28 protein-coding genes are annotated in these 21,604 nt (G+C 60.0%); 18 read left to right on the plus strand and 10 right to left on the minus strand.

All coding sequences use genetic code 11. The annotated features are described in order from the left end of the window. The first annotated feature begins 552 nt into the window (after positions 1-552). A complete protein-coding gene (locus ABY403_RS00160) occupies positions 553-1,233 on the plus strand; it encodes a SprT-like domain-containing protein (protein WP_372837473.1) in 681 nt (226 codons plus the stop codon). A 372-nt stretch (positions 1,234-1,605) separates the two neighbouring features. Here the strand turns inward: ABY403_RS00160 and ABY403_RS00165 are convergent, their stop codons facing one another. Continuing rightward, positions 1,606-1,890, minus strand: coding sequence for a hypothetical protein (locus tag ABY403_RS00165; RefSeq protein WP_372837474.1), 285 nt, complete (start codon positions 1,888-1,890; stop codon positions 1,606-1,608). A 45-nt stretch (positions 1,891-1,935) separates the two neighbouring features. After that, positions 1,936-2,175 carry a hypothetical protein gene (locus ABY403_RS00170; protein WP_056240717.1) on the minus strand — a complete coding sequence of 80 codons (240 nt, stop codon included), beginning with the start codon at positions 2,173-2,175 and terminating at the stop codon, positions 1,936-1,938. Positions 2,176-2,629: 454 nt separating this feature from the next. On the opposite strand from ABY403_RS00170, the gene ABY403_RS00175 reads away from it, so the two are divergent. Further along, positions 2,630-4,156 carry a type IV secretory system conjugative DNA transfer family protein gene (locus tag ABY403_RS00175; RefSeq protein WP_372837475.1) on the plus strand — a complete coding sequence of 509 codons (1,527 nt, stop codon included), beginning with the start codon at positions 2,630-2,632 and terminating at the stop codon, positions 4,154-4,156. Here ABY403_RS00175 and ABY403_RS00180 read toward each other — a convergent pair. Together ABY403_RS00180 and ABY403_RS00185 are read right to left on the minus strand one after the other, a co-directional pair. Continuing rightward, positions 4,153-4,521 (minus strand): ankyrin repeat domain-containing protein, encoded by a 369-nt coding sequence (locus ABY403_RS00180; RefSeq protein ID WP_372837476.1) that lies wholly within the window; start codon positions 4,519-4,521, stop codon positions 4,153-4,155. The two genes, ABY403_RS00175 and ABY403_RS00180, sit on opposite strands and share 4 nt — an antisense overlap. Position 4,522: 1 nt before the next feature. After that, positions 4,523-5,368 (minus strand): hypothetical protein, encoded by an 846-nt coding sequence (locus tag ABY403_RS00185; protein ID WP_372837477.1) that lies wholly within the window; start codon positions 5,366-5,368, stop codon positions 4,523-4,525. Between the two features lie 109 nt (positions 5,369-5,477). Between ABY403_RS00185 and ABY403_RS00190 the strand changes: the two genes are divergently transcribed. Then, a complete protein-coding gene (locus ABY403_RS00190) occupies positions 5,478-6,179 on the plus strand; it encodes a hypothetical protein (RefSeq protein WP_372837478.1) in 702 nt (233 codons plus the stop codon). A 77-nt stretch (positions 6,180-6,256) separates the two neighbouring features. On the opposite strand, the gene ABY403_RS00195 is transcribed toward ABY403_RS00190, so the two are convergent. Further along, on the minus strand, positions 6,257-7,159 hold the full coding sequence (locus ABY403_RS00195; protein WP_372837479.1) for an ArdC family protein: 903 nt from the start codon (positions 7,157-7,159) through the stop codon (positions 6,257-6,259). Positions 7,160-7,618: 459 nt separating this feature from the next. On the opposite strand from ABY403_RS00195, the gene ABY403_RS00200 reads away from it, so the two are divergent. After that, complete coding sequence (locus tag ABY403_RS00200; RefSeq protein WP_372837480.1) at positions 7,619-7,903, plus strand: hypothetical protein; 285 nt, start codon at positions 7,619-7,621, stop codon at positions 7,901-7,903. 268 nt (positions 7,904-8,171) lie between these two features. Here the strand turns inward: ABY403_RS00200 and ABY403_RS00205 are convergent, their stop codons facing one another. The 3 genes from ABY403_RS00205 to ABY403_RS00215 all read right to left on the minus strand — a co-directional run bounded on the left by ABY403_RS00205 (position 8,172) and on the right by ABY403_RS00215 (position 9,952). Next, a complete protein-coding gene (locus ABY403_RS00205) occupies positions 8,172-9,386 on the minus strand; it encodes a tyrosine-type recombinase/integrase (protein WP_372837481.1) in 1,215 nt (404 codons plus the stop codon). Between the two features lie 62 nt (positions 9,387-9,448). Beyond that, a complete protein-coding gene (locus ABY403_RS00210) occupies positions 9,449-9,688 on the minus strand; it encodes a hypothetical protein (protein ID WP_372837482.1) in 240 nt (79 codons plus the stop codon). 27 nt (positions 9,689-9,715) lie between these two features. Continuing rightward, positions 9,716-9,952, minus strand: coding sequence for a hypothetical protein (locus ABY403_RS00215; protein WP_056240664.1), 237 nt, complete (start codon positions 9,950-9,952; stop codon positions 9,716-9,718). A 317-nt stretch (positions 9,953-10,269) separates the two neighbouring features. On the opposite strand from ABY403_RS00215, the gene ABY403_RS00220 reads away from it, so the two are divergent. Continuing rightward, positions 10,270-10,464 carry a hypothetical protein gene (locus ABY403_RS00220; protein ID WP_372837483.1) on the plus strand — a complete coding sequence of 65 codons (195 nt, stop codon included), beginning with the start codon at positions 10,270-10,272 and terminating at the stop codon, positions 10,462-10,464. A gap of 51 nt (positions 10,465-10,515) precedes the next feature. Here ABY403_RS00220 and ABY403_RS00225 read toward each other — a convergent pair whose 3' ends face one another. Further along, positions 10,516-10,719 (minus strand): hypothetical protein, encoded by a 204-nt coding sequence (locus ABY403_RS00225; RefSeq protein WP_372837484.1) that lies wholly within the window; start codon positions 10,717-10,719, stop codon positions 10,516-10,518. A gap of 127 nt (positions 10,720-10,846) precedes the next feature. Between ABY403_RS00225 and ABY403_RS00230 the strand changes: the two genes are divergently transcribed. From ABY403_RS00230 to ABY403_RS00280, 11 genes are all read left to right on the plus strand, one after another. Beyond that, a complete protein-coding gene (locus ABY403_RS00230; protein WP_372837485.1) occupies positions 10,847-11,161 on the plus strand; it encodes a hypothetical protein in 315 nt (104 codons plus the stop codon). A gap of 63 nt (positions 11,162-11,224) precedes the next feature. Next, the gene (locus ABY403_RS00235; RefSeq protein WP_372837486.1) at positions 11,225-11,467 is read left to right on the plus strand and encodes a hypothetical protein; all 243 of its coding nucleotides are present in this window, start codon (positions 11,225-11,227) and stop codon (positions 11,465-11,467) included. 14 nt (positions 11,468-11,481) lie between these two features. Next, the gene (locus ABY403_RS00240; RefSeq protein ID WP_372837487.1) at positions 11,482-13,146 is read left to right on the plus strand and encodes a recombinase family protein; all 1,665 of its coding nucleotides are present in this window, start codon (positions 11,482-11,484) and stop codon (positions 13,144-13,146) included. Positions 13,147-13,301: 155 nt separating this feature from the next. Then, the gene (locus ABY403_RS00245) at positions 13,302-14,573 is read left to right on the plus strand and encodes a tyrosine-type recombinase/integrase (RefSeq protein ID WP_372837488.1); all 1,272 of its coding nucleotides are present in this window, start codon (positions 13,302-13,304) and stop codon (positions 14,571-14,573) included. Positions 14,574-15,029: 456 nt separating this feature from the next. Further along, entirely contained in the window at positions 15,030-15,935 is a 906-nt protein-coding gene (locus tag ABY403_RS00250; protein WP_372837489.1) for a hypothetical protein, read from the plus strand. Between the two features lie 99 nt (positions 15,936-16,034). After that, complete coding sequence (locus tag ABY403_RS00255) at positions 16,035-16,253, plus strand: helix-turn-helix transcriptional regulator (protein WP_372837490.1); 219 nt, start codon at positions 16,035-16,037, stop codon at positions 16,251-16,253. Beyond that, the gene (locus ABY403_RS00260) at positions 16,250-16,513 is read left to right on the plus strand and encodes a hypothetical protein (protein WP_372837491.1); all 264 of its coding nucleotides are present in this window, start codon (positions 16,250-16,252) and stop codon (positions 16,511-16,513) included. Before ABY403_RS00255 ends, ABY403_RS00260 begins: the two co-directional genes overlap by 4 nt. Continuing rightward, on the plus strand, positions 16,506-17,246 hold the full coding sequence (locus ABY403_RS00265; RefSeq protein WP_372837492.1) for a hypothetical protein: 741 nt from the start codon (positions 16,506-16,508) through the stop codon (positions 17,244-17,246). The genes ABY403_RS00260 and ABY403_RS00265 overlap by 8 nt, the downstream gene beginning before the upstream one ends. A 9-nt stretch (positions 17,247-17,255) precedes the next feature. After that, positions 17,256-17,405 carry a toprim domain-containing protein gene (locus ABY403_RS00270; protein ID WP_372837493.1) on the plus strand — a complete coding sequence of 50 codons (150 nt, stop codon included), beginning with the start codon at positions 17,256-17,258 and terminating at the stop codon, positions 17,403-17,405. Beyond that, complete coding sequence (locus ABY403_RS00275; RefSeq protein ID WP_372837494.1) at positions 17,402-19,276, plus strand: DUF927 domain-containing protein; 1,875 nt, start codon at positions 17,402-17,404, stop codon at positions 19,274-19,276. The genes ABY403_RS00270 and ABY403_RS00275 overlap by 4 nt, the downstream gene beginning before the upstream one ends. Beyond that, the gene (locus tag ABY403_RS00280) at positions 19,269-19,514 is read left to right on the plus strand and encodes a hypothetical protein (protein ID WP_372837495.1); all 246 of its coding nucleotides are present in this window, start codon (positions 19,269-19,271) and stop codon (positions 19,512-19,514) included. Before ABY403_RS00275 ends, ABY403_RS00280 begins: the two co-directional genes overlap by 8 nt. Before the next feature lie 60 nt (positions 19,515-19,574). On the opposite strand, the gene ABY403_RS00285 is transcribed toward ABY403_RS00280, so the two are convergent. Continuing rightward, positions 19,575-19,826, minus strand: coding sequence for a helix-turn-helix domain-containing protein (locus ABY403_RS00285; RefSeq protein WP_372837496.1), 252 nt, complete (start codon positions 19,824-19,826; stop codon positions 19,575-19,577). A 105-nt stretch (positions 19,827-19,931) separates the two neighbouring features. On the opposite strand from ABY403_RS00285, the gene ABY403_RS00290 reads away from it, so the two are divergent. Continuing rightward, positions 19,932-20,228 carry a hypothetical protein gene (locus tag ABY403_RS00290; RefSeq protein WP_372837497.1) on the plus strand — a complete coding sequence of 99 codons (297 nt, stop codon included), beginning with the start codon at positions 19,932-19,934 and terminating at the stop codon, positions 20,226-20,228. Positions 20,229-20,261: 33 nt separating this feature from the next. After that, positions 20,262-20,525: a hypothetical protein gene (locus ABY403_RS00295; protein ID WP_372837498.1), complete on the plus strand. Its 264-nt coding sequence runs from the start codon at positions 20,262-20,264 to the stop codon at positions 20,523-20,525. The last annotated feature ends 1,079 nt before the right edge of the window (positions 20,526-21,604 follow it).

Consider the following 21,604-nt stretch of genomic DNA (forward strand, 5'->3'; position numbering starts at 1 on the left):
CGTGGTTCAGGACACGAAAGTCCTGGCCGTGGTTGCAAGGGGCGCGGATAGCCCTTTGCGCGATGGGTCCAGGGAGAGCGGCAGTCTCCATGGTCGTGATGCAACGCCGAAATCGTTGCGCTCAGCCGGGATGGGTTCGACACCCAAAAGCGCCAGCGCCCGGCTGAAAGCATCCGTTGGACCGAATACGCCACAAGCGGATTCGCAGCCTTACGGGTGCCCTGAGGGGGGTCTGCGGGGGACTGGAGAGTCCCCCCAGCAAGGTGCGCGTGGTAGTACCATGCACACCTTGTACTCATCTCTATCTGGGATTGCCCCTCATACTATAATTGTAGCAGAGCAGCGAGGCGGAATGGAAATGTGCATCCACTCAATCTGACGATGTGACTGGAGTGTACATCACACTATTTCTGGCCACAACAGCGCGCGGTTTTGACGAGGAAAGCGCCATCAATATTGCACGACATTCATCGCCATCACGCAATGGCACCCTGACCTTTCCTGGAATGTACATCACAAACCAACAAAGGCGGTGCAGAAGGATGGTTCACGATGAACATGCATTCTGCTCCGGCGCTCCTGCCGATCAAACCCACCCGCGACACCTATGATCGATTCCAGCAGGCATACGAGCATTTCAACAAGGCGCTGTTTGGCAACGAGTTGCCAAACGCGCTGATTACCCTCCAGCGCCGCAAGGGTACGTTCGGCTATTTCTCCGGCGATAGATTCAACAATAACGAGGGCCGGGCTGCCGATGAGATCGCGCTCAATCCTGCCCGCTTTGGTGATCGCTCCCTGATCGAAATCCTCGGCACGCTGGTCCACGAGATGGTGCATCTTTGGCAGCATCATCAAGGGACCCCAGGACGCGGGCGCTATCATAACCGCGAGTGGGCCGACAAAATGAAGAGCGTCGGCTTGCAGCCTACCGACACCGGCGAAGAAGGTGGGAAAGAGACCGGTGAGACGGTCACTCATATCATCGTTCCCGGCGGCGCGTTCGAGAACGCCGCCCAGAAGTTGATGGCGAGGGATTTCGCGATCACTTGGAAGGAAGCGCCGGCTGCGCTGCTTCCAAATTCCAATGGCGGCGACGAAGCTGCCGCGACGCAAAAGAGCGGCAAGCGACTGCGCTACACCTGCCCGGACTGCGCGCTAAAAGCCTGGGCAAAGCATGATGCCCGGCTTGTCTGCGGCGAACACATGGTACCCATGTTGGTCAGCGCCTAAAGCAGCCAAGCCAAAAACTCGGGCGCGAACCTCCGGTCCGCGCCCTTTTTCATGTCCGCAGCACGCGGCTAGAAAAGCGTCATCTGCCGCGCTTTTTCCAGCTGATCCTTCCATGATTTTGTCTCAGCGGCTTGGTCGAGCCAGCCCCGCACGAACGCGACCGGCCCACCGGCCTCCGCGATCGTTTCCGCGTCGATGAACCGGGACCGGTATCCTGTTTCGGTTATCGGTAGAGGGTCATTCTCCGGCTCAACGGTACTCACCTGTAGATGCGCCGTACTGAAGGACCCTCGGTTCCTAACCAGTTCTGCTCGTAGCGCACTTCGATCGAGAAGCCGCGCCAAAGGATGGTGTGGGTTTCAAGGGAGCGCGTCATGACGCGCTCCCGTTCATACAATCGATTTCTGAATCCCCTTTCGCAAGAACGAGTGCTTCACGCGCACCCTCGAAGTCCATGGCGTAGAGATCACCATCGGCATCGAGCATATGTTCAAGTGCCTCAAAGAGACGATGAGATGCGGCAAAAAGACGGGCGGCTTTTTCCTGATCGCCTCTGGACCATTCTCCGTTCGTTGATGCGATGGGCACGCCGTTAAGGTGGATCGAAAAGTGAGGCAGTTCGGCACCTGGTTCGTATTGGTATTGCAAATCGTACATGTCTGACGACCTCGGTTTGGGGTGGTGAGGAAGATGAGGGGGCGCTTACGCGCCCGCCTCCTGATCGGTGTTGTCCTCGGCCGGAACCCGGAGGATGACGCGTCCGCCATTGACGGGGACCAGATCGAGTTGAAGGGTGTAACCTTCGCCGTCCTTGTGATCCCAGGCGGCGCCGATGCGGGTCCAGAAGGACTTCTCGCCTTTCTCGTCGACGTGCCAGGCTATAAACGCCGGGGTGCGGGACTCGCGGGCCGGTTTGCGGTTCGGGGTGTTGTTGCGTGCCATGATGTAAGCTCCTTTCGCTTGGGTTTTCCTCGACACGCCTCACCTAGGAGCGGGCGGAGAAGCGACGGGTTCACGGCCGATACGCGGGAGGGGGATCGCCCGCCTTGCAGGTTTGCCGAAAGGCGGGGACACCCGCGTATCACCCCAGGGGCCGAAGGGCCTTGAACCCGGTGCGCGCCCGATCAGGTTTGGCGTGTTCAGTCGAGGGAAATCCCAAAGCGAAAGGTCGAAGCGTTTCAGGCATGCTCATCCCGGTCGCAGACAAGCCCTGTCCACCACTCCTGCGCAAAAGCCACATGAAGTAGAGACGGCCACCGGTCGTGTGGCCGCAGCGTCCGCTGGGATCATTACGGCGACCACCTCTCGGCCTCGTCCCGATGGACGCGGTTTGTGCGCGGAATCCAAGCGCGAAGCCCTGCGATAGTCGGAGCATCTCCAAACAAGGATGGCGCCGATGGACGACTTCTTTACCGACTTCTCCCGCGATATCGCACGCGGCGTGTCCACTCGCTTCCTGCACCAGCAGACGGTGCCGCAGGCGCGCTGGCTGGAACCGGCCAAGCTCGCGCACCATGCGGCCATTGCCTATGACCCGGCAAATCCTGGTCGCAAGATCATGGTCGGAGCACTTGGCTCAAAGCTGATCGGAATCGAAGATAACCGGCATATGATGACGGTGGCGGGATCGCGCACCGGCAAGTCGGTCACGCTGGTCGGCAATTTGATGTTCTATCCCGGTTCTGTTCTGGCGCTCGATCCCAAGGGTGAGCTCGCCAACCTGACCGCGCGCCGCCGGGCAAAACTAGGACAGACCATCCTTGTCCTCGACCCGTTCAACACCTGTGCACCGCATGCGGCCAGGTTTCGCAAGCGCTATAATCCGCTGGCGGTTTTAAAGCCCGACAGCGAAACGATCATCGAGGATGCGGGCATGATCGCGGATGCGCTGATCGTCCCGGCGGGCAAAGACCCGCATTGGGACGAAAGCGCGCGCAACTTTCTCGAAGGTCTTATCCTGCATGTGGCCACTGCGCCGCAGTTCGAAGGCGAGCGCACGCTGATCGCTGTGCGCAGCCTGCTGCGCGACGCGCTATTGGGCGATGAAGGTGAGGAAGACGGTTTCACGCTAGAATTGGCGATGTTCGCCAATGCGGAGCGCTTGCAGGACGACGCCGATAAAGCTGACATCGCAAACGCGATCGAAAGCGCGGCGCGCGAGTTTTACGAGAAGCCGGTCAATGAACGCGCGAGCGTTCTGTCGACCACGCGTCGCCACACTAAGTTTCTGGACTACCGTGCGATGCGCAGCGTGCTGTCAGGACATGATTTCGATCTCTCTGATCTAAAATCTGCCACTGCCAGCGCGACCCTCTATCTCTGCCTTCCCGCCACACGGATGGGTCTGTGCAATCGCTGGCTGCGCTTGTTCGTCAATCAGCTGATTGACGCGATGGAGCGCACGTGCGTGAAACCGGCGGCACCCGTGCTGGTCTGTCTCGATGAGTTTCCGGTATTGGGTCATATGCGGCAGCTCGAAGATGCGGCCGGTCAGATCGCTTCTTTCGATGTAAAGCTCTGGGTGTTTCTGCAGGACTGGGGTCAGGGCAAGGCGCTGTATGGCGACCGTTGGGAGACCTTTGCCGGCAATGCCGGTGTCATGCAGTTCTTCGGCAACAACGACATGATGACCATGGAGTATGTGTCCGGCAGGCTCGGCAAGACCACCGTCAGCGTCACGCGCGACGGCGAGGTCAGCCCAGAACAAGGCGCTATGGGCCTGGCCGGGCGCTCGACCAGTATCGAGCTGCACCCGCTACTGACCCCCGAAGAGGTGAGCCGCCAGTTCGCCCGCAGTGACCGGCTTAAGCGGCAGCTAATCATCTGGGCGGGCCACCACCCGATGATGCTGCAACGTGTCGAATATTTCGATACGAGCAGTCCGCTGCATGCCGTGTTTGCCTGCAAGTTTGATGCGGACTAGCGCGCGCGCCGCCCTGCATCCTCGTCGGGCTGCCTCTCCGGTATCTGCTTGAACTGAAGGTCGTAGAGATAGCGGCCAAGAACAGGATTGTCGGCAACCTCGATGGCGAGGGTCGCCGCAGTGCGTCCCATACGATCGCGTATCCGCCCATCGCAGTTCCCGGTGCGCAAAAGGAGTTTGATAATGGGCACGGCATTACGGGCGGCGGCGTAATGCAGGGCGGTCATGCCGGTCCCCGCCTCCTGATAGTTGATCTTGCTGTAGCCACCCTCCAGCCACTCGGCGATGCGCTCGGCATTTCCCTGGCGCACAGCTTCAAGAAACGAGTCCGGCATGACAAGGTTAGGGCCGGGCGGTGTCGCCATCTCAGGCTTCCTCCTGCCGACTAAAATGCCAGATCATCTGACTCAGAAAGCCCGGCACCGGGGTTTCAGCCTCCGCACTCTCCTGCCGACCTAACGGCACGATCCGTGCCCCGCCTGCAATCGGCACGGGCCGCAGCATATGCATATTATGCGCGGCGTTCGCGCCCCCAGCCTCTCTGTCATCGGCGACGACGGTATAGACGTTGGCCTCACCATTGAGCCGGTCACGAATGAAGATGATGACCTGGCCGCGCGGGGCTTCAATCATCCAGCCATCGCGCTTTTCCATCGCGGTGCTGGCCACCTTCAAGAAACGGCGCAACTCCGCCGGATTGCGAGTGTGAGTGACCGCACTGGTGTTGTGCTCTGTCTCCTCAACCTGCAGGGCATTATTCCCGACCGGCGAAACGTCGAGCAGAACGTATTTCTTGCGCCCGCCGTCTGTCCGCACGGCCAGGAACTGGCCGCATAGCGCGTCGCGTGCCGGCAGGTGGCGCGGCGCAGCCTCCCCGAAGAAAGCCGCGAGCTGTCGGGCAGCGTCCAGAGGCGCTTGCGCTTCGCCGAGATCGGTTTTGCTCAGATAATGTTGCTCGGTCAGGAAGGCGGTGATGGCGTCAAGCCGCTCGACAGTCGGCGTCTGCAGACCAGCGGCGAACCGGCGCAGTGCCTCGCCCAGTATCTCTGAGCTTCCTTCTTTCTCGTTATAGGCGGGAGAGACGGATTCTGCGTCGAGAATATCCATCGCCACGCGGTGCCAAGGGCGCTTGCGCCCATTGGTGCGCGCCTCGCTGCGGTAGCGGATCAAGCGGTCCCGTAGCCGCCGCAGGACCGGATCGGTGTACTCCATCAGATGCGCTTTCTACGGACGCGGTTTGCGCGCGGTTTTACGAGCGCGACAGGCCTTACTTTCATTTCAGAACAGTCAAAGCGCAAGCTGATTTGAAAGGATGAGAACAATGGAGAATTTGAAGCAGCCATTCGAAGGTGAACCGCAGACCCGCGAAATATCTGCAACCGATGGACAGGGAGGATATCATGTCACCGTGAAAGTTCTGACGCCACGGCGGGCGTGGGCGGCCGATATTGCGGACGTCCTGACCAGCCTCTATGTGGCTTTAATCCTGATCGGGCTGACGCTGAACGCGCCAGTCCTAGATTGGGCACATTGGGCGGCGACGGCCCTGTTCCTTGGCCTCTATTACGGGGCGCGGCCCGGCTTGCGCGACATGTGGCGCAAGACGACAAAGCTGCGCCTCGACGGGCAGCATATCGCCATCTGGCAGGATGGCCACTGGGTCTGTTTCGACCGTAAGCTTCCCCATCGTTTCGGCATCCTGCAGCACGACTATGCGCCGATGGAGAAGCTGAAGGACGAGTTTGAACGGCAGAAAGCGCAGATGAAGCGCAAGGTGCTGTTTCGCAAGCCCTACTATGGCGACTCCTTCATCGTTTGCCTGGAATATCTCGGCCAGCGCCATGACCTCGTGACGGTCTATAGCCGCAAAGAAGCGTCTGCGGTGGTGGCACGGCTGCAGGCTTGCGGTGAGATCATCGAATCCCGCCTGCGGCAGGGGCGCGGTGCGCCGATTGATCCCGCCGATCAGTGGGGTCATCAGCCCGGCGACCTGGAGACTCCCGCGTCTTCGACCCTTCACTAAGTCCAGCGCCCGCTATGCGGGTGCGGAAAATGCCGCCAGGGGAACCGCCCGGACCGAAAGTCCGGGCGGTTTTATGTTCAGGCTGCCATGGCGGTGCTCTCTGACTCTGCTTGCGTGCCCGCCAGAAAATCGGCAGCGCGCTGCGCGTGCGCGGCGGCGCTGAAGATCGCGCGCTTGTCACCCTTCAGGACTTCCAGCCATGAAGCGATATAGGCGGCATGATCGGCGCGCAGTTCCGGCGTCAAAGCTAGATCGGCACAAACAAACGCCGCGCCCAGTTCGGCGACCAGTTCCTCCATGGCGTAACCTTCATCACCCCAGCGCTTGCGACCGAAATCACGGTCCAGCCGCGAAGGGTGCCGGGTCCAGTGAGTCAGTTCATGCGCAAGGGTGGCGTAATAGCTTTCCGCATCGCGGAAGGCTTCAAAGGGCGGCATCTGCACCCGGTCGAGCGCCACGCTATAGCAAGCCCGATCCCCGCCATGCGTGATCTGCGCGCCAACGCTGGCAAAGAACCGCTCCGCCGGTTCAATCCGTGCCACCGGATCAAGAACCGGCTCCTGCAGCGCGTAAAAATGCGCGGGCAATCCTTCGACCTGCTCGGCATTGAAGACGGTGTATCCCTTCATGAATGGGATATCGCGCTCGGTCTCCTCGCCGGTGCTTTCGTCTTTTTCGGACCGGGTGACGGTGTTCGCATAGACAACGGGCGATCCCTTTTCCCCCTTGCGGACCTGCCCACCCAGCTCCTGCGCCTGTTTGTAAGTCAGCCACAACGGGGCGGCAAAACCCTTCTCCACAGCAGACGCCCACAGCATCAGAACATTGATCCCGCGATAAGCGATGCCGTTAGAGCGCAGCGGGCGCGTGATCCGCCCGGCGGCATGTTCGGCGCTCCATGGTTTGAGCCAAGGGCAGACGCCCTTTTCCAGCTCCACCACGATCTGGTCGGTCACTCGTTGATAAATATCGGAAGTCATTTGCCTTTCTCCTTTGGAAACGGGTTGCGCATGCAACCCGACTAGCCAAAGCGGCAATGAGCGGGGGATCGGCGGTCAGGACCGCTGCCGGGGAAAGGGGGATCACCCGGCCTGCACAAGCCCCCTTCGGGGCGCGGAAGGCAGGGGAACGCCCCGGCAGCGCCCGCAGCCAAAGCGCAGGGCTTGGTCTTGACGGCTGTGGGGCCGCAGGCCCCGACTCTCTTAGGTGCTGCGCACATCGTGCGCGGCGGACCGCAGGCCCTATCTTCTTTGAAAAGCTGCGCGCGCCACTTCTGCGCCAGGGATCGTCACCGGATGGCCGAGACGCGCAAGCGGCTCGGGGCAAGCCAATGGCGCAGCGTAGAGCCCGACCCGCGCATGCGGGGGCGCTACAAACTGACTCGTGTCACCAAACGAAAAACGTCAGTATCGGCAAAACCAGGCCACGGGAGCACAGCCATGAACTTTGATACATGGAAAGACCTGCCAACAAGGAAGAAGGCTATCTGGCCAGCGGCCGCCAAAGGCTACTTGGAACCCCAACAGATGGTGATGATAAGCCTGGATGATGACCTTGCCGCCTGGCTGGTCAATCACCTTGTGGGACAGAGCTCGTTTTCGAATGATCTTGAAGAGACGCTAATTACGGCACTACGGGTTATCAAGGGAGATCTGAGCCTGGATCATTTGTCCGAGCTAAAAGCACTGGCACAGGCCCGCGCCGCTATCGTGAAGCAACGGTAATAACGGCAGCAAACGGGCCTCAACATACCCATAAACTTCAAGTGGTCTTGCCACAAACTCGCCACAAGCCGACAAAGACCAAGCCGGACAATCGAGGATTTCTGCGGGTTACAGCGGACTGATATTTTGTGGCAAGTTTCGCTTTTCGGACCGTTTTCTTCCCATAAGAATCGTGTAAGTCTTTGATTTATTTATGGCGCACCCGGCAGGACTCGAACCTGCGACCCTTGGTTTCGGAAGCCAATTAAAACCCTAGGGTTTCTGCGGCTTACAGAGGATTTGCCACAAATTTGCCACATGGATTTTTGGTCATTCTGGCAATTAGCCCCGTTGAGCGTTCTGCGCGAATTTCTGCACGCTCAATCAGGTGTCCATACACACTTAACGTCGTCTGAATATCGCGGTGCCCCATGAGATACTGGATCATCTTCAGATTGACGCGCTGCTCGATCAGCATCGACGCGTAGAAGTGACGTAAATCGTACGGCTTGAACTTTGGCTTGATGATTTCATCACCGTCATCGCTCTCTGTCACTTCCATCAGGCCCGCTTTTTCGCAGGCAGCGGCGAAACCGCGCTGACGCCAGTTTTTCACGCTTTGCCATTTCCCTGTCGATGTGGGGAACAGCAGATCATGTTTGTTCGTGGCGGCGAGTTCGTCTGCGTAGTGCATGACCATATCGAAGGTCTCGGGGCTGAGATCGATCACGCGCCGGCCTGCGGCTGACTTCGTGACGCTGATCTTGTGACCGCCGCCGTCAAGAGCGCGGTCTACTTCGATCGTTCCATCCCTGAGGTTCCCCCGCGCCGCCACGAGATATTCCTGTGGGCGCATCCCGGTATCTGCAGCAAGGTACAGCATCGGGCGATAACGCTGCCAGGTGCGGGCAGTCTGTCGATTGCGCGAGTTGGCAAGCTCGTCCGCCGCCGCTAGCAGATCACGAACTTCCTTTTCCGACGGAACCGTGACCGGCTCGTCATAACGGGAGCCGCCGCGAATACCCACGCCTGAGGCGATGTCATGCGCGAGCACGCCCCGATTTACCATTTCCAGAACCAGGGAGTGAAACGACGACAGGACTTTGCGGGCCTGGTCCCTGCTGCGGCTCTGTAAGAGCCAAGAGCGGAAGGCGATGATATCGGGGGCTGTCAGGGCGTGGATCGACTTCGGCCAACTGTATTGTTTGATAATCTCCGCCCGGTGTCGATAGCCCACCATTGTGTACTCAGTGACCGGATCGCGCCCATCGCGCCCTTCCTTCTCACAGATATCCAGCCATTTCTGAACCGCATCCGCCACGCTGTCGATTTCACGCGACCGGGGCGTGCTGCTCGTCCTCATGCGGGAATCCTCACGAAAGGCGCGCGCTTCCTTTGCCGTTTCGAAGGTCGCGTAGGCGTAGCCCGTTTTCGAGCCGGGGTCGGGATAACGAACTTGATACGTCGTTCCTTTACTGCCTGTGCGCTTGCGTATATCTGCCATAAATACATAAATCTGTAAGAAGTCTAATAAGTAATCACTTAAGCAAATGCGGATTCGCTAAGTCAATCTCTATTTCTGAACTCATTTTCTGCCTTGTTTTGCAGTCGCTTGTATATTTCGACTAACGTATCTTTCTCGATCTTCAGTGTGCCCTCGATCGGGTCGACGAAGAATGGCAGTCGGCGCTGCCCTGTCGCGTCCTTGTCTGCCGCCCGCTTCATCTGTCGAGCGTTCAGCTCAACGCCCATCTCTGCCAACACCTGGCGGGCCTGCTCCAGCCCGATGTAATGCGGGATTTTCATCCGTCCCTCCCAGCCATATCAATCAGCTCAGGGGCAATATTCGTCCGCAGCCGAGCGATACGGCCCCTTTTTCGTCACCTTGGAAATCACACGTCCCCGCCGGCGCGCGACGACATTTTCGTCGAGACCGTCCGTGGGGTTGATGAACAGAACCGCGCCCCGCGAATAGCGGATCGCAAACTCGTCCTCGATTTCATTGAGAGCTTCGAAAAGGGCCTGACGCATTTCGGCGAAGCTGACTTCGCCCAGCAATCTGATCTGCATTGCCAATATCCACCACATAAAAATCAGTAATAAAAACAGTACTCAATATAGTTCCATTATATCGTCTTCAGCCCACATTCCGCAAATTTGAAACCCGGAAAAACCGCAGAAGTCTGCGGCTTCCAGCGCTATGAACTGATCCGCATGCCTAAACAATCAGCATTCACGACCATCCCCACCGCCTTAGGCAACGCCGTGCCTTTCCTTCATCTTCTTCTTTTCTCCAGCCCGTCCACCGGGACCATCCCCCGATGATGCTGTGTGTCCGGGGCCGCAAGGCCCCGATGGACGGGGCCTCCGAACGAAGGAGGAATACAATGTCTCGTCTAATCACCATCGCCGATCTGCAAAGTCGCTCTCTGGCTGACCTGCACGTCATGCAGCATCACGTTCAATGCGCGCTGGCGCAGACCCAGCCGGGCACAGAGGCCCACCGCCACGCGGTTGCAGGCCTGGATGCCATCCGCCGGATGATCCGGCAGAAGCAGCAGGCTCTTGCCCCACGTTTCTAGGCCGGGCCCGGCGCGGCGGTGCCGAGCTCAAGCTTAAATGTGTGAGACGGGTCAGGACCCGTCCTGATCCAGATGAACGGCACCGACGGCCTGATAAAGGGTCTCAAGGGATCGCCCGGCTTCATCGGCAAGGGCGAGCCATTCCGGGTTGGCTTTGACCTGCGGATGTTCGGCGAGTTCGCTGGCAACTATCCGCGCCAGGAACGCGGCCATGTGCAGTACTTCATGTCGCCCGAACTCGTCAGTCTCTGACATTGTCACCTCCGCTCCATACGCGAAGGCTCCAGCATGAACCCGCTAAAGCAAACCTCGTGGTTTCCACGCGGCTTAGCGCGCGGCATCGCCTTCATATTGATCCCATCACCAAATGATGGAGATCGCAATGAAAGATAGACCGGACCATCCCCCGCTTGAACTGGATGTTTTTGTGCCCGTCCGAATGCCAGAGGAGTTTGTCATTTGGGCGATGGAGTATTTGAGCGCCAACAGCACCAAGCCCATCAGCGAAACTGACATCTACGCGATGTTCCAGGCTGTAGGGATCGTGATGATGGGAGGCGGGACTTTCCCCGGCACGCGGGAGCAGTCGTACGAGTTCGCCTACGCGACCTACTGCAACACGATGGAAGCCGTCTGCCGCGAGCGCGGTTACGCCAAGCATCCGCATCATCATCTGCGCCCGGCGAATGATGACTGAGCAATAACTGGCGGCACCACCTGCCGCCGGTTCCTTCTCTCCAATATATTGAGGATTTGATCGATGCGCGGACAATCGTCCAGCGATCGCAGGACTCTGTTACCGCCAGCCGGTCAAACTCCTGACGAGGCATGCGAGCAATTCGTCCTCGATGATTTCGGCGATGACTTTCCGGTCACAGATGCCGAACTGGATGTCCTTGAGTCGTTCCTCATGAGCGAACTTTCCGCCATGCTAAAGTACGCCTCAAAAACCGACTCGAAAGAGCCGCAAAGATCGGCCAACGATAACTGGCAAACTTCATGATCGGATAACCCGCCATGACCCTGGACACGCTCAACAACAATCTTCCCGATGCGCAGACTCGGGTGGCGTTGTACTTGCGTGTCTCGACGGGGCGGCAGGCCGAGCATGATCTCTCTATTCCCGATCAACGGCGGCAGGCCATTGCCTACTGCGAGGCGCGGGGTTGGACGGTCGCTGCGGAGTATGTCGAGCCCGGTGCTAGCGGCACGGATGATCGCCGACCTGAGCTTCAGCGCATGCTCGATATGGCCACGACCGACGGCGCGCCATTCGATGTGGTTCTCGTCCACTCCTTCAGTCGCTTCGCACGCGACCACTTCGCGCTGGAGTACCATGTCCGGCGCTTGCGAAAGCACAATGTGCGTCTGGTCAGCATCACCCAGGATTTAGGGGATGACCCGATGAGCGTCATGGTGCGGCAGGTCTTTGCGCTTTTTGATGAATATCAGTCCAAGGAAAACGCCAAGCATACGTTGCGAGCGATGCAGGAAAATGCCCGCCAGGGCTTCTGGAACGGCGCGAGAGCCCCTTATGGCTACAAGGTTGTCGCCGCCGAGCAACGCGGCTCGAAGACCAAAAAGCGTCTGGTCGTCGACCCCGTCGAAGCAGAGACTATTAGGCTGATTTTCAAACTCTTCACCACCGGCGACGGCACGACCGGCCCCATGGGTGTCAAAGCCGTCGCGACCTGGCTCAACGATCATGGCTACCGCACGCGCCAAGGCGCGCAATGGGGCATTGGCCCTTTGCATAAGCTAATTACCAGCACCGTCTATAAGGGCGAATACCGCTTCAACCGCAAAATCTGGAAGACCAAGGAGGACAAGCCGGCTGCCGAGCAGATCATGGTCGCGGTGGAGCCGATCATTGACGCCAAGACCTTCGACAATCTGCAGGCTGCACTCAAGGCCCGAAACCCCAAAGCTACCCCACCGCGCACTGTAACCGGTCCCATTCTGCTGACCGGCCTTGCGACCTGTGCCAGTTGCCATGGCGGCATGACGCTGAGAACCGGCAAGTCCGGTCGCTATCGCTACTACGCGTGTGCCACATGCGCCCAGAAGGGCAAGAGCGCCTGTAAGGGCCGCTCAGTCCCAATGGATAAGCTCGACACGATCGTCACCGAGCGCATTGCAAACCAACTCCTTAGGCCCCACCGCGTCGAAAAGCTCCTGACTGGCTTGATTGAACGCCAGACCAGCCGCAGCGCCGATTATACCGACCGCATCACCAACCTTAGAAAGAACCTCAGCGACACAGAGGCGCGCCTTAAGCGCCTCTACGACGCCATCGAAAACGGCATCGCCGACCCCACCGATGACACCCTCAAAGACCGCATAGCCGCGATCAAGACCGAGCGCGACATCGCCCAGGTCGCCCTCGACCGCGCACTGATAGAACTGCGTCCCGAGGCCCGGATCACGCAAGACAAGATCGCCGCCTTCACGACCATCATGCGCGATAATATCCAGAACGGCCCTATCCCGTTCCGCCGCTCCTATCTCCGCGCCATGATCGACAATGTCGACGTCGATGACACAGAAATCCGTATCCACGGACGAAGAACGATTTTGGAAAGGCTGGTAATGGGCGGCGGGGCCTCTCCCGCAGGAGTGCCCAGTTTTGTTCGTAAATGGCGCACCCGGAGCGATTCGAACGCCCGGCCCTCAGATTCGTAGTCTTGGGGTTGCTGTATTTCCTGCAATTGCATCGGATAGCAGCAAGCCACATTTCCCCTTGTTTCATTGCTGATAGGCTCCTATCTTCCTTGCATGGGGTTGCGCCAAGTTTCCGTTTCGGTGGTAGCCCGGTGGTAGCCCGAGGGGAAGTTGATATGTCAGAGGGCGTGAAGCTCACCAAGCGCACGGTCGATGCTCTCAAGGTTACGGGCACCCGCTACGTTGCTTGGGATACCGAAGTGCCGGGCTTTGGCGTTCGCGTTGGGCCTACTGGCAGCCGAACCTATGTCTTGAAGTATCGTGTTGGCGGCGGTCGGGCAGGCCGAGTGCGCTGGGGCGTTATCGGAACCCACGGTGCCGTGACGCCAGATCAAGCGCGCGAAACCGCCCAGCGCTGGGCCGCAGAAGTGGCGGCGGGCGGCGATCCGGCGGGCGACAAGATCGATAAGCGCAAGGCCCCCACTGTGGCCGAGCTCATGGCGCAATACCTAGAAAGTCATGTGAAGGTGAGGAACAAGGCAAGCACCGCCGCATTTGTCATTGACCTTGTGAATCGGGTGATCTGCAAAGATGCGCTGGCAAAGTTGAAAGTGTCTGATGTGACCGCAGCGGATTTGGCCCGCTTTCATTCGCGCCTTGCCAAGACGCCGACCACGGCAAACCGGGCGCGTTCCGCGCTTTCCAAGGCATTTGCCCTGGCTGAAACGTGGGGCTACCGGGACCGCCACTCGAACCCTTGCGTCGAGGTGGAGAAATACCGGGAAACTTCACGTGAGCGGTTCTTGTCGCCTGCTGAATTTGCCGCGCTGGGCGAAGTCCTGGCGAAAGCAGAGCGGGGCGAGCTAGTGATTGAAGAGGGCGGCAAGCCCAAGGCCGTGCGGGTGAGCAAGTCAGCCGTGGCTGCAATCCGCCTCTTGATCTTCACGGGCGCGCGGCGCGGCGAAATCCTTGGGCTGCGCTGGGAATGGATAGATTGGCAGGCGGGCCGCGCAAACCTGCCCGACAGCAAGACTGGCCGAAAGCCGTTGATGCTGCCCCCGGCTGCGCTCGAGGTGTTGCGCGGGCTCGATATGCCCGAGAGCGGCAAGGGCTACGTGATCCAGGGCGGTGATTACAGCGACCCAGAGGTGCCGCTAGTGAACCTGAAAAGCCCTTGGGGTGTGATCCGCACGGCGGCGGGCCTGCCGGACGTGCGGCCTCATGATCTGCGCCATTCCTTTGCCTCTGTCATGGTGGCTGGCGGCGCATCCCTTCCGGTGATCGGCGCGCTACTGGGGCACCGCGATGTAAAGACAACCGCGCGCTATGCGCACCTTGCCACCGATCCATTGAAAGCCGCTGCTGACCAGGTGGGCGGGGTTCTGGCCGGGCACCTGAAAGGACCGGAAGGCGGCGCGGAAATTGTGCCGCTGCACCGCAAAGGCTAAGCCGCCGGGCGCTGGGCAGCTACCACATATTGTGGTGCCTCTGTCGGTCTCTCGCGTTTGCTCTTTCTCTCTATACCCTGAAACGCTGTTACCTCTGTTACCTTGTTACCGAATGGCGCAACTAACTGACAAAGCTCGCTTATTAAGGTAACAATCTGATTGTGTGCAGGTAACAGAAAACGCGGGCTTGTTACCTTTTTACGGTGGTAATGCATTCGAGTGAAGCCCAGCGCAAGCTGGTGCAAGTCTGCCTCGGGGTCAAGCCTTGCAGAGAACGCCTCAAATCGGCCCCATTCGCGCAACCTCCGAACACAACATATAGTGTTGCGCCTTGCTTTTTCGCGGTGCCAAGGTCTATCCTTGTGCCGCGCGGCTAGGTTGATCCCCGAACGCGGGCGAACTCGCACCCCGCTGCCGCGCGTCTTTCCTGTGCGAGTGCCTTGCGAGGGGCGCGGAATGAGTGCGAAGAAATGGGCCGATCGGCTGCCCTTGGACGATATTCGGGGCATCATTGCTTGGGGCAGCGCGCTCTATCATGCCTATACTAGGCTCGCCATCGGTGCTGGCCCGTATTCAGATCATGTTGCGGCGCGGATAGCTGACCTCTTTGAGCGCGCGCCGGATTTGAAGCCAAGCGCATCCAGTGTAAATGCGGCCTCTGCCGCACGGAATCTGGCGAGCCAGCTTGACGTGTTGGGGGCCTCAGAAAGTGCCATTGAAGCGGCGAGGGACGCGCGATTCGGAGATTTCCAATACTTTGCGGAAGATCTTCACCCTCGCCCCAATGTGACTTGGCATGTTATCCCGATCGTGGCCCAGTTTTCCCCACCCATAGACCAAGAGTGCCCCATAGCGCTCAACCAAGGTGTGGATTTGGAGGAATGCAGAAGCCTCTTTGAGCGCTGGTATGCTTGGCACACTGCCCCGACTGAGCAGCTTCGGAACCAAGCTTGGCCTCTTTCCTATCACTGGCCGAATCGCCCTGAGCACTACCATTTCGTGAATTATGTAGCGCCTGCCTGCGAAGCTCCGCGACCTGCCCAGCGCCCTAAAGGATCAGGGTATTCGGATGCTGCCCAAGACGCGACAACACGTGCTTGGTGTTTGCTCCGCGATGCTTACTTGAACGGCGAGAAGCTCTCTGAAGCTGAGGCGATAAGGCAATCCCTTCTCTGCTTCAGGGTCATAACCCCGAAAGAAAGTGAGTGGCGTCTGCCTGCTTGGCAGAGGGATAAGGGGCTAATCCGCCAGTATTCTGAGGGTGGAGCGGAAAAGCGCATTCGCAAACTTCTCGATGAGATCAATGAGAAAGAGCCTTATTGGGAACCCGAGCAGCTCGAGCCTTTGAGCGTGTTCGACTAGCTTAACAAAACTTCCCCGAAAGTAGCCCAGTTAAAGGGAAATGACGCGGGGCGAAAGCTGCGGCATGCCCGTAAGTGCAGAAGCACAAACGGAGCTTGCATGATGCAACAAACACTAACAGACGAACGCCTTATGACCCGCGCCGAGGTGCAAACCCACTTCGGCCTGACCCAGCGTTTCCTCGAGGTTTCGGCCGTTCGCGGCGATGGCCCGCCGATGGTGAAAATCGGCCGATCGGTTCGCTATCGCGTGGCCGATCTGCGCGACTGGATTGCAGCCCGGCGCGTCAACTCCACCTCGGAAGAGGTGCGGCAATGACGGCAGAGGGATGGGAAGGCAAGTCCGTGAGGTATCACGTCGAGGTGGCTGATGGTGTGGCGCATGATGCTTACGAGCTGGCGCTGGGCAATGAGGAAAAGTTAGACAACCTGATTGCCGAAGTTGGCTTGGTCCTAAGGAATACCGTCAATATTCTGGCGGCGCTCGATCGGTCTGCAAAGCAATCGAGGCGTGACCCAGATTCGGTGGACCCAGAGCAAGCCGTCGCGACTTCCAAGGCGGAGCGCCGCCATGACTGAGGGCGAAACCATCACGCGGGCGCTGGGTGGTGACTGGCACGGCAACTCTGGCCTTGCCCCCTGCCCGATATGCCAGCCCGAGGGGCGGCGCGATCAGCGCGCCTTGTCCATTGCCGATAGCGCCGGGCGTTTGCTGGTGCATTGCCACAAGAGCGGTTGTGCGGTGCTGCCTGAGTTGCAGCGCCTCGGACTTATCGAGGGCCGCGGCCAGCGCCAAGCCGCGCCCGATCCGGCAGAGGCAGAGCGGCGGCGGGCCGAGGAACGCCAAAGGGAAGCCCAGCGCCTGCAATCAGCCCATGCCCTATTCGCAGCGGGCGTGAGCTGCGAGGGCACCCCAGCTCAGAGCTACCTCGAGGCGCGCGGCATACATGGCCTGCGCTTTGCCAAGATGCGCAACACGCTGCGCTTTCACCCCGGTGCGCTACACACACCTAGCGGTCTACACCTGCCCGCCATGTTGGTGCAGATCAGAGGGCCAAAGGGCGAGGCGCTGGGCGTGCACCGCACGTTTCTTCGGCCTGACGGGTCAGGCAAAGCGGACGTGAGCCCGGCAAAGATGATGCTGGGGCCAGCGGCGGGCGGTGCCGTGCGCTTCGGTCCTGACGGGCGGGTGATTGCCTTGGCCGAAGGGGTTGAAACGAGCCTTTCAGTTTCACGCGCGTCGCGGTTGACCGTATGGGCAACGCTTTCGACCTCTGGCCTTAAGGCGGTGATCCTGCCCCCGCTGCCTTAGGCAGAGGTGGTGATAATCGCCGCCGATCACGACGATGCCGGGCTTGCTGCCGCTGAGGCAACTGCGGCCAGACTTGAGGCCGAAGGCCGGGCGGTTTCGATCATCGCCCCTCGAGCGGCGGGCGCCGATTTCAACGATGTTCTGCGGGGTGACGCATGAGCGGCGAAACCGAAATTGCCGCACAGGTGGCAGAGGCGAAACAGGCGGCAGAAGCGAAGAAAGGCGGCGCTGGGCAGACCGGGAAGGCCCAGCGCAAACGTGCCAGGCCCTTTCCGTTCAAGGTTGAAGGTGGGCAAGTCTGGCGAGAGGTGGAAGCCGAAGGCCAAGACGGCGCGACCCGCAAACGCTGGGTGGCGTTTGGGTCCGAAGTCAACATTCTCGCCCGCACCAGAACGTCAGAGGGCGAGGATCACGGCAGGTTGCTTGAGGTGGTTGACTGCGACGGGGTGCGCCACCTGTGGCCGATGCCCGCTGCCTTGCTTGCCGGATCGGGTGAAGGCATCCGGGCTGAGCTTTTGCGGCTGGGTTTCGAGCCCGTGCCCAGCGCTGGGCGCAAATGGCGCGACTGGCTCTTTGAATATCTGATTTCGGCAGAGCCTGACGCCCGCGCCCGCTGTGTATCAAGTATCGGCTGGCACGGTGCGGCCTATGTGTTCCCCGATGAAACCATAAGTGCTGAGGCCAGCGCCGAAATGGTGATCCTGCAGAGTGTCGAAAAGCTCGAGCACGCCTTGAACGTTGCCGGAACGCTAGCTGACTGGCGCGACAGTGTTGCAGCGCTGGCGATGGGCAATTCCCGCCTGGTGCTGGCTGTGTCTGCAGCCTTCGCGGCGCCCCTTCTGGCGCTCACAGGCGAGGATGGCGGCGGCTTCCACTTCCGGGGCGGATCTTCCTCTGGCAAATCAACGGCGCTGGCTGTGGCGGGCTCTGTATGGGGCGGCGGTGGTGTTCGCGGCTACGTGCAGAGCTGGCGCACAACTGACAACGCGCTAGAGGCATTGGCGGCGATGCACGATGACGCCTGCCTGTGCCTGGATGAACTTAGCCAAGTGGAATCGAAGGCGGCAGGAGCTGCCGCCTACATGCTAGGCAATGGCGTTGGAAAGGCGCGCGCTGGGCGCGAGGGGCAGGCGCGGAAGAGCCATGAGTGGCGGTTGTTATTCCTTTCGAGCGGCGAAATGGGGCTTGCTGACAAGATCAGGGAAAGCGGCGGCCGAATAGCCGCTGGCATGGAAGTGCGGGTTATCGACCTTCGGGGCGATGCTGGCGCGGGCTTGGGCTTGTTCGAGGACATTCACGGCGCGGAGAATGCAGCGGCCTTCGCCCAGTCGCTCAAAGCGGCAGTCGGGCGAAGCTTTGGAACGCCTGCCCGTGCCTTCCTTCGCCAGATCGTAGCGGACCCTGCCGCAACTCGAGACGGCATTGCCGAGCTTCGCCGGGGCTTCGTCGCAGCGGCTCTGCCGCCCAGCGCTGACGGGCAAGTGCGGCGCGTGGCCGATCGGTTTGCGCTTGTCGCTGCGGCAGGTGAGTTGGCTTCGTCTATAGGCATCACTGGCTGGCCAGAAGGCATGGCGGCAGAGGCAGTGTTGCGTTGCTTCGGTGACTATCTGGGCGAACGCGGCGGCAGTGGTGCGGGCGAAGTGGCAGACGCGCGGGCGCGGATCAGGCAGGCTGTTGAGGTTGACGGGCACAGCCGGTTTGTTTCATGGAAGCCAGACTCGCGCCGGGCCGTCATAACGAAGGCGCTGGGCTACGTGCAGCGCGGCGACGAAGAAATGCCCGATGCCGCCCCGGTGTTTTACCTTCACGCTTCTGGCATGCGCGAGCTGCTTGCGGGCCTCGATCTCAAGTCCGTTCTTGCCGGGCTGGCGGATTTGGGCGTGATCGTTCGCCATGAGATAAGTCAGAAGGGGGCCACGGTTTCGGCTCTCACCAAACCTTTCAAGGTGCCAAGCGAAAAGACGGCGCTGCGTCTCTACCAATTGAACCTTGCGGCGCTCTTGGGCGAAGAGGCTAGCGCCGATGGCTAAGCAGGGGCCAGACTGGGCGGCGCTGGGCCGGGTGTTTTCGCGCCTGGGAAAGATCCCCGAGGCTCCGCCCAGCGCGGCTGGCCCGCTGCCGCGTGGTGCCGATGATTGGCGCAATGACCCGGAACTTGCACGCGATCTAGCCGAAGAGCGCGCGGCAATCATGGAGTTTGACGGCGGGCTAACTCGGGAAGAGGCAGAGGCGCGGGCGTTTGCCGCCTATGGGGTCAAGCTGCCATAAAGCAGGACGCCATTGCGAGGTTGCAGCATGCGCCACTTTGCCAGGCGCGCGGGTTGGGTTCTATGGCGTGTTGCCCTTCGCAGCAAATGCCACGCCCGGCCCGGCCGAAACATGCCCGCCTTCAAGGAACTGAATGCCTTGGGCTTCAAGGGCCAGGCGGATTGCCTCAATCGTTTCGTAGCGCCCGGTAACTGGCCCGCGCGTTGCGTCGATCCGCTGCATGGTCGGATAACTGATTCCCGCGCTTGCGGCCAGATCGGCGGCAGACCATCCCAGAAGGGCACGCCCAGCGCGTATTTGCTCACCATTCATTGCAGACACTTTCATAGATAATCTACGCAAACAGATAGAAAACCTATTGATAGGTGATCTGTCCTATGCTATAGATAATCTATCGAAAGAGAAAGGGCAACTGCTATGGCCATCGACCGCGCCAAGATCATGACGGAAGCATGGGTAATCGTTCGCCGCTTCAAAGGGAATGGCGAGCCCCTGCGGTCGGTGCTCTCGCGGGCACTGCGCGTCGTATGGGACAATGTGAAAGTGGCCGCCCGCGTGGCATCGGAAGTCGCCGCTCGCTTCGCACGCCCCGCGCGCGCTGCCGAGACCATCCGCCGCGAAATCTACTCTTTCGAGTGCAAAGATACTTTGCGCGGTAATGATTGGAACACGCTGCGCGAGCTGAATGACGAACTGCGCCGCGCTGCGGCCTGACTACCGCCCACGATGACCTGGAAGGACAAACAAATGAACGCCTACACAAACCCGCTCCGTATGCACGGATCAGTTGTAGCCACATCGCCCGAAGTGATCGAGGATCACCTGGACGCGGTCTATAACTGCACCTGCCTACTTAGAAACCGAGTCGACGCGCTTCTGTCTTTCGAGGAAGATTTGGCGGGCTTTGGCATTACCGCACCTGACCTAAAAAGCTTTGGGTCTGCCCTTATGGGCGTGATCGACGCAATCAACGACAAGGTGAAGAATCTCGAGGAACTCACGGCGCGCTGAGGCAGAGCGGAGCAAGTTGAAACATGCGGCGTTAGAGCCCGGCAATGCTGCCGGGCTCTTTCCATTCCGCCCGGCGCTGGCCCCCTCGCCTCAGTCCTTCAGCTCGAGGCGCTGCCTGCAGCGGTGCTGGCCCCTTGCCACCACTACCCAGCGCTGGGCCACCTCGCCCTGGTCCTGCAGCTCAGGGCGCCGCCTGATGCGGTTTGCCCCCGCGCCCCGGCATGGGCAGGGAACCTGTCGCGCGGGTTGCACTGGGCGCAGCGCTTCGCCTTTGACCTAACGGTGCCTTGAAAGAATGAGGCATCCCGGCTCTGCGGCTGCGATCGGGCGGCGGCTTAACAGTATCAACGCGGCGCGCGGTTAAGCTTCTTGACGCTTAGCAACGTTGTGGGTCCTTCCGGGTGTTAAGGCGTATACGGGGCGGCAAAGCGCATGCTTTTTCAATGGCTTACCGATTAACTAAGCCTTAACAATGCGCCGCGCCGTTAAAGTGTGCTCAATTGCACAATCGGCGGTGTTTGGCATCGTTTCTGGACCTCGTTCTGACCACCTTGGCGCGCATCGGCCTCGGGCGCGTCAAGGGGGGGGGGTAGGTCCAAAGTCCCGAGCCCTCGAGCCGCTAGACCCGCGCCCCTCTCAGGCAGAGGTTTTTTTCTCTGCACCGCTATTTATCTGTAACCCCATGTTTTCGGGCCTATTTTCCGCGCGTAGGGGATCGTGATTTTCACGAGATTTCGCCACGCAGAACGCGGAATAGGTCATATTTTCCCGCCCGTCTACTTCGGCAAATGGTAACAGCGCGGCGAGCGCGTGTTACCTCTTTTGTTACCTGCCATAGGATATATTACCTTTTAATAACTTATAGTTACAAAGTATGGTTACAGGTTACAAAGGTAACAGCGTTTTTCAGCGCCTGCTTCAACTTCGGTGAACCACCCCGCCCCGGCTTTTGCGCCACCGCTGCCGCCCAGCGCCGGGCCGTCTCGACCTGGTGCTGCAGCTCGAGGCGCGGCTTGCAGCTTCGCGGCCCTGCCCGATCGGCAAGCGCAGGTTTCGCCCCGGCTTTTGCGCCACCGCTG

The sequence above is a fragment of the Phaeovulum sp. genome (assembly GCF_041596715.1).
Classification (GTDB): Bacteria; Pseudomonadota; Alphaproteobacteria; order Rhodobacterales; family Rhodobacteraceae; genus UBA6213.

Coding starts and splice junctions, on each gene's coding strand:
- ABY403_RS00195 (WP_372837479.1), bottom strand. CDS start 7,159: ATGACTTCCGATATTTATCAACGAGTGACCGACCAGATCGTGGTGGAG.
- ABY403_RS00215 (WP_056240664.1), bottom strand. CDS start 9,952: ATGCAGATCAGATTGCTGGGCGAAGTCAGCTTCGCCGAAATGCGTCAG.
- ABY403_RS00235 (WP_372837486.1), top strand. CDS start 11,225: ATGCGCGGACAATCGTCCAGCGATCGCAGGACTCTGTTACCGCCAGCC.
- ABY403_RS00160 (WP_372837473.1), top strand. CDS start 553: ATGAACATGCATTCTGCTCCGGCGCTCCTGCCGATCAAACCCACCCGC.
- ABY403_RS00180 (WP_372837476.1), bottom strand. CDS start 4,521: ATGGCGACACCGCCCGGCCCTAACCTTGTCATGCCGGACTCGTTTCTT.
- ABY403_RS00225 (WP_372837484.1), bottom strand. CDS start 10,719: ATGTCAGAGACTGACGAGTTCGGGCGACATGAAGTACTGCACATGGCC.
- ABY403_RS00240 (WP_372837487.1), top strand. CDS start 11,482: ATGACCCTGGACACGCTCAACAACAATCTTCCCGATGCGCAGACTCGG.
- ABY403_RS00295 (WP_372837498.1), top strand. CDS start 20,262: ATGAACGCCTACACAAACCCGCTCCGTATGCACGGATCAGTTGTAGCC.
- ABY403_RS00170 (WP_056240717.1), bottom strand. CDS start 2,175: ATGGCACGCAACAACACCCCGAACCGCAAACCGGCCCGCGAGTCCCGC.
- ABY403_RS00250 (WP_372837489.1), top strand. CDS start 15,030: ATGAGTGCGAAGAAATGGGCCGATCGGCTGCCCTTGGACGATATTCGG.
- ABY403_RS00285 (WP_372837496.1), bottom strand. CDS start 19,826: ATGAATGGTGAGCAAATACGCGCTGGGCGTGCCCTTCTGGGATGGTCT.
- ABY403_RS00185 (WP_372837477.1), bottom strand. CDS start 5,368: ATGGAGTACACCGATCCGGTCCTGCGGCGGCTACGGGACCGCTTGATC.
- ABY403_RS00245 (WP_372837488.1), top strand. CDS start 13,302: ATGTCAGAGGGCGTGAAGCTCACCAAGCGCACGGTCGATGCTCTCAAG.
- ABY403_RS00165 (WP_372837474.1), bottom strand. CDS start 1,890: ATGTACGATTTGCAATACCAATACGAACCAGGTGCCGAACTGCCTCAC.
- ABY403_RS00230 (WP_372837485.1), top strand. CDS start 10,847: ATGAAAGATAGACCGGACCATCCCCCGCTTGAACTGGATGTTTTTGTG.
- ABY403_RS00265 (WP_372837492.1), top strand. CDS start 16,506: ATGACTGAGGGCGAAACCATCACGCGGGCGCTGGGTGGTGACTGGCAC.
- ABY403_RS00260 (WP_372837491.1), top strand. CDS start 16,250: ATGACGGCAGAGGGATGGGAAGGCAAGTCCGTGAGGTATCACGTCGAG.
- ABY403_RS00210 (WP_372837482.1), bottom strand. CDS start 9,688: ATGAAAATCCCGCATTACATCGGGCTGGAGCAGGCCCGCCAGGTGTTG.
- ABY403_RS00205 (WP_372837481.1), bottom strand. CDS start 9,386: ATGGCAGATATACGCAAGCGCACAGGCAGTAAAGGAACGACGTATCAA.
- ABY403_RS00275 (WP_372837494.1), top strand. CDS start 17,402: ATGAGCGGCGAAACCGAAATTGCCGCACAGGTGGCAGAGGCGAAACAG.
- ABY403_RS00255 (WP_372837490.1), top strand. CDS start 16,035: ATGATGCAACAAACACTAACAGACGAACGCCTTATGACCCGCGCCGAG.
- ABY403_RS00190 (WP_372837478.1), top strand. CDS start 5,478: ATGGAGAATTTGAAGCAGCCATTCGAAGGTGAACCGCAGACCCGCGAA.
- ABY403_RS00280 (WP_372837495.1), top strand. CDS start 19,269: ATGGCTAAGCAGGGGCCAGACTGGGCGGCGCTGGGCCGGGTGTTTTCG.
- ABY403_RS00220 (WP_372837483.1), top strand. CDS start 10,270: ATGTCTCGTCTAATCACCATCGCCGATCTGCAAAGTCGCTCTCTGGCT.
- ABY403_RS00200 (WP_372837480.1), top strand. CDS start 7,619: ATGAACTTTGATACATGGAAAGACCTGCCAACAAGGAAGAAGGCTATC.
- ABY403_RS00175 (WP_372837475.1), top strand. CDS start 2,630: ATGGACGACTTCTTTACCGACTTCTCCCGCGATATCGCACGCGGCGTG.
- ABY403_RS00290 (WP_372837497.1), top strand. CDS start 19,932: ATGGCCATCGACCGCGCCAAGATCATGACGGAAGCATGGGTAATCGTT.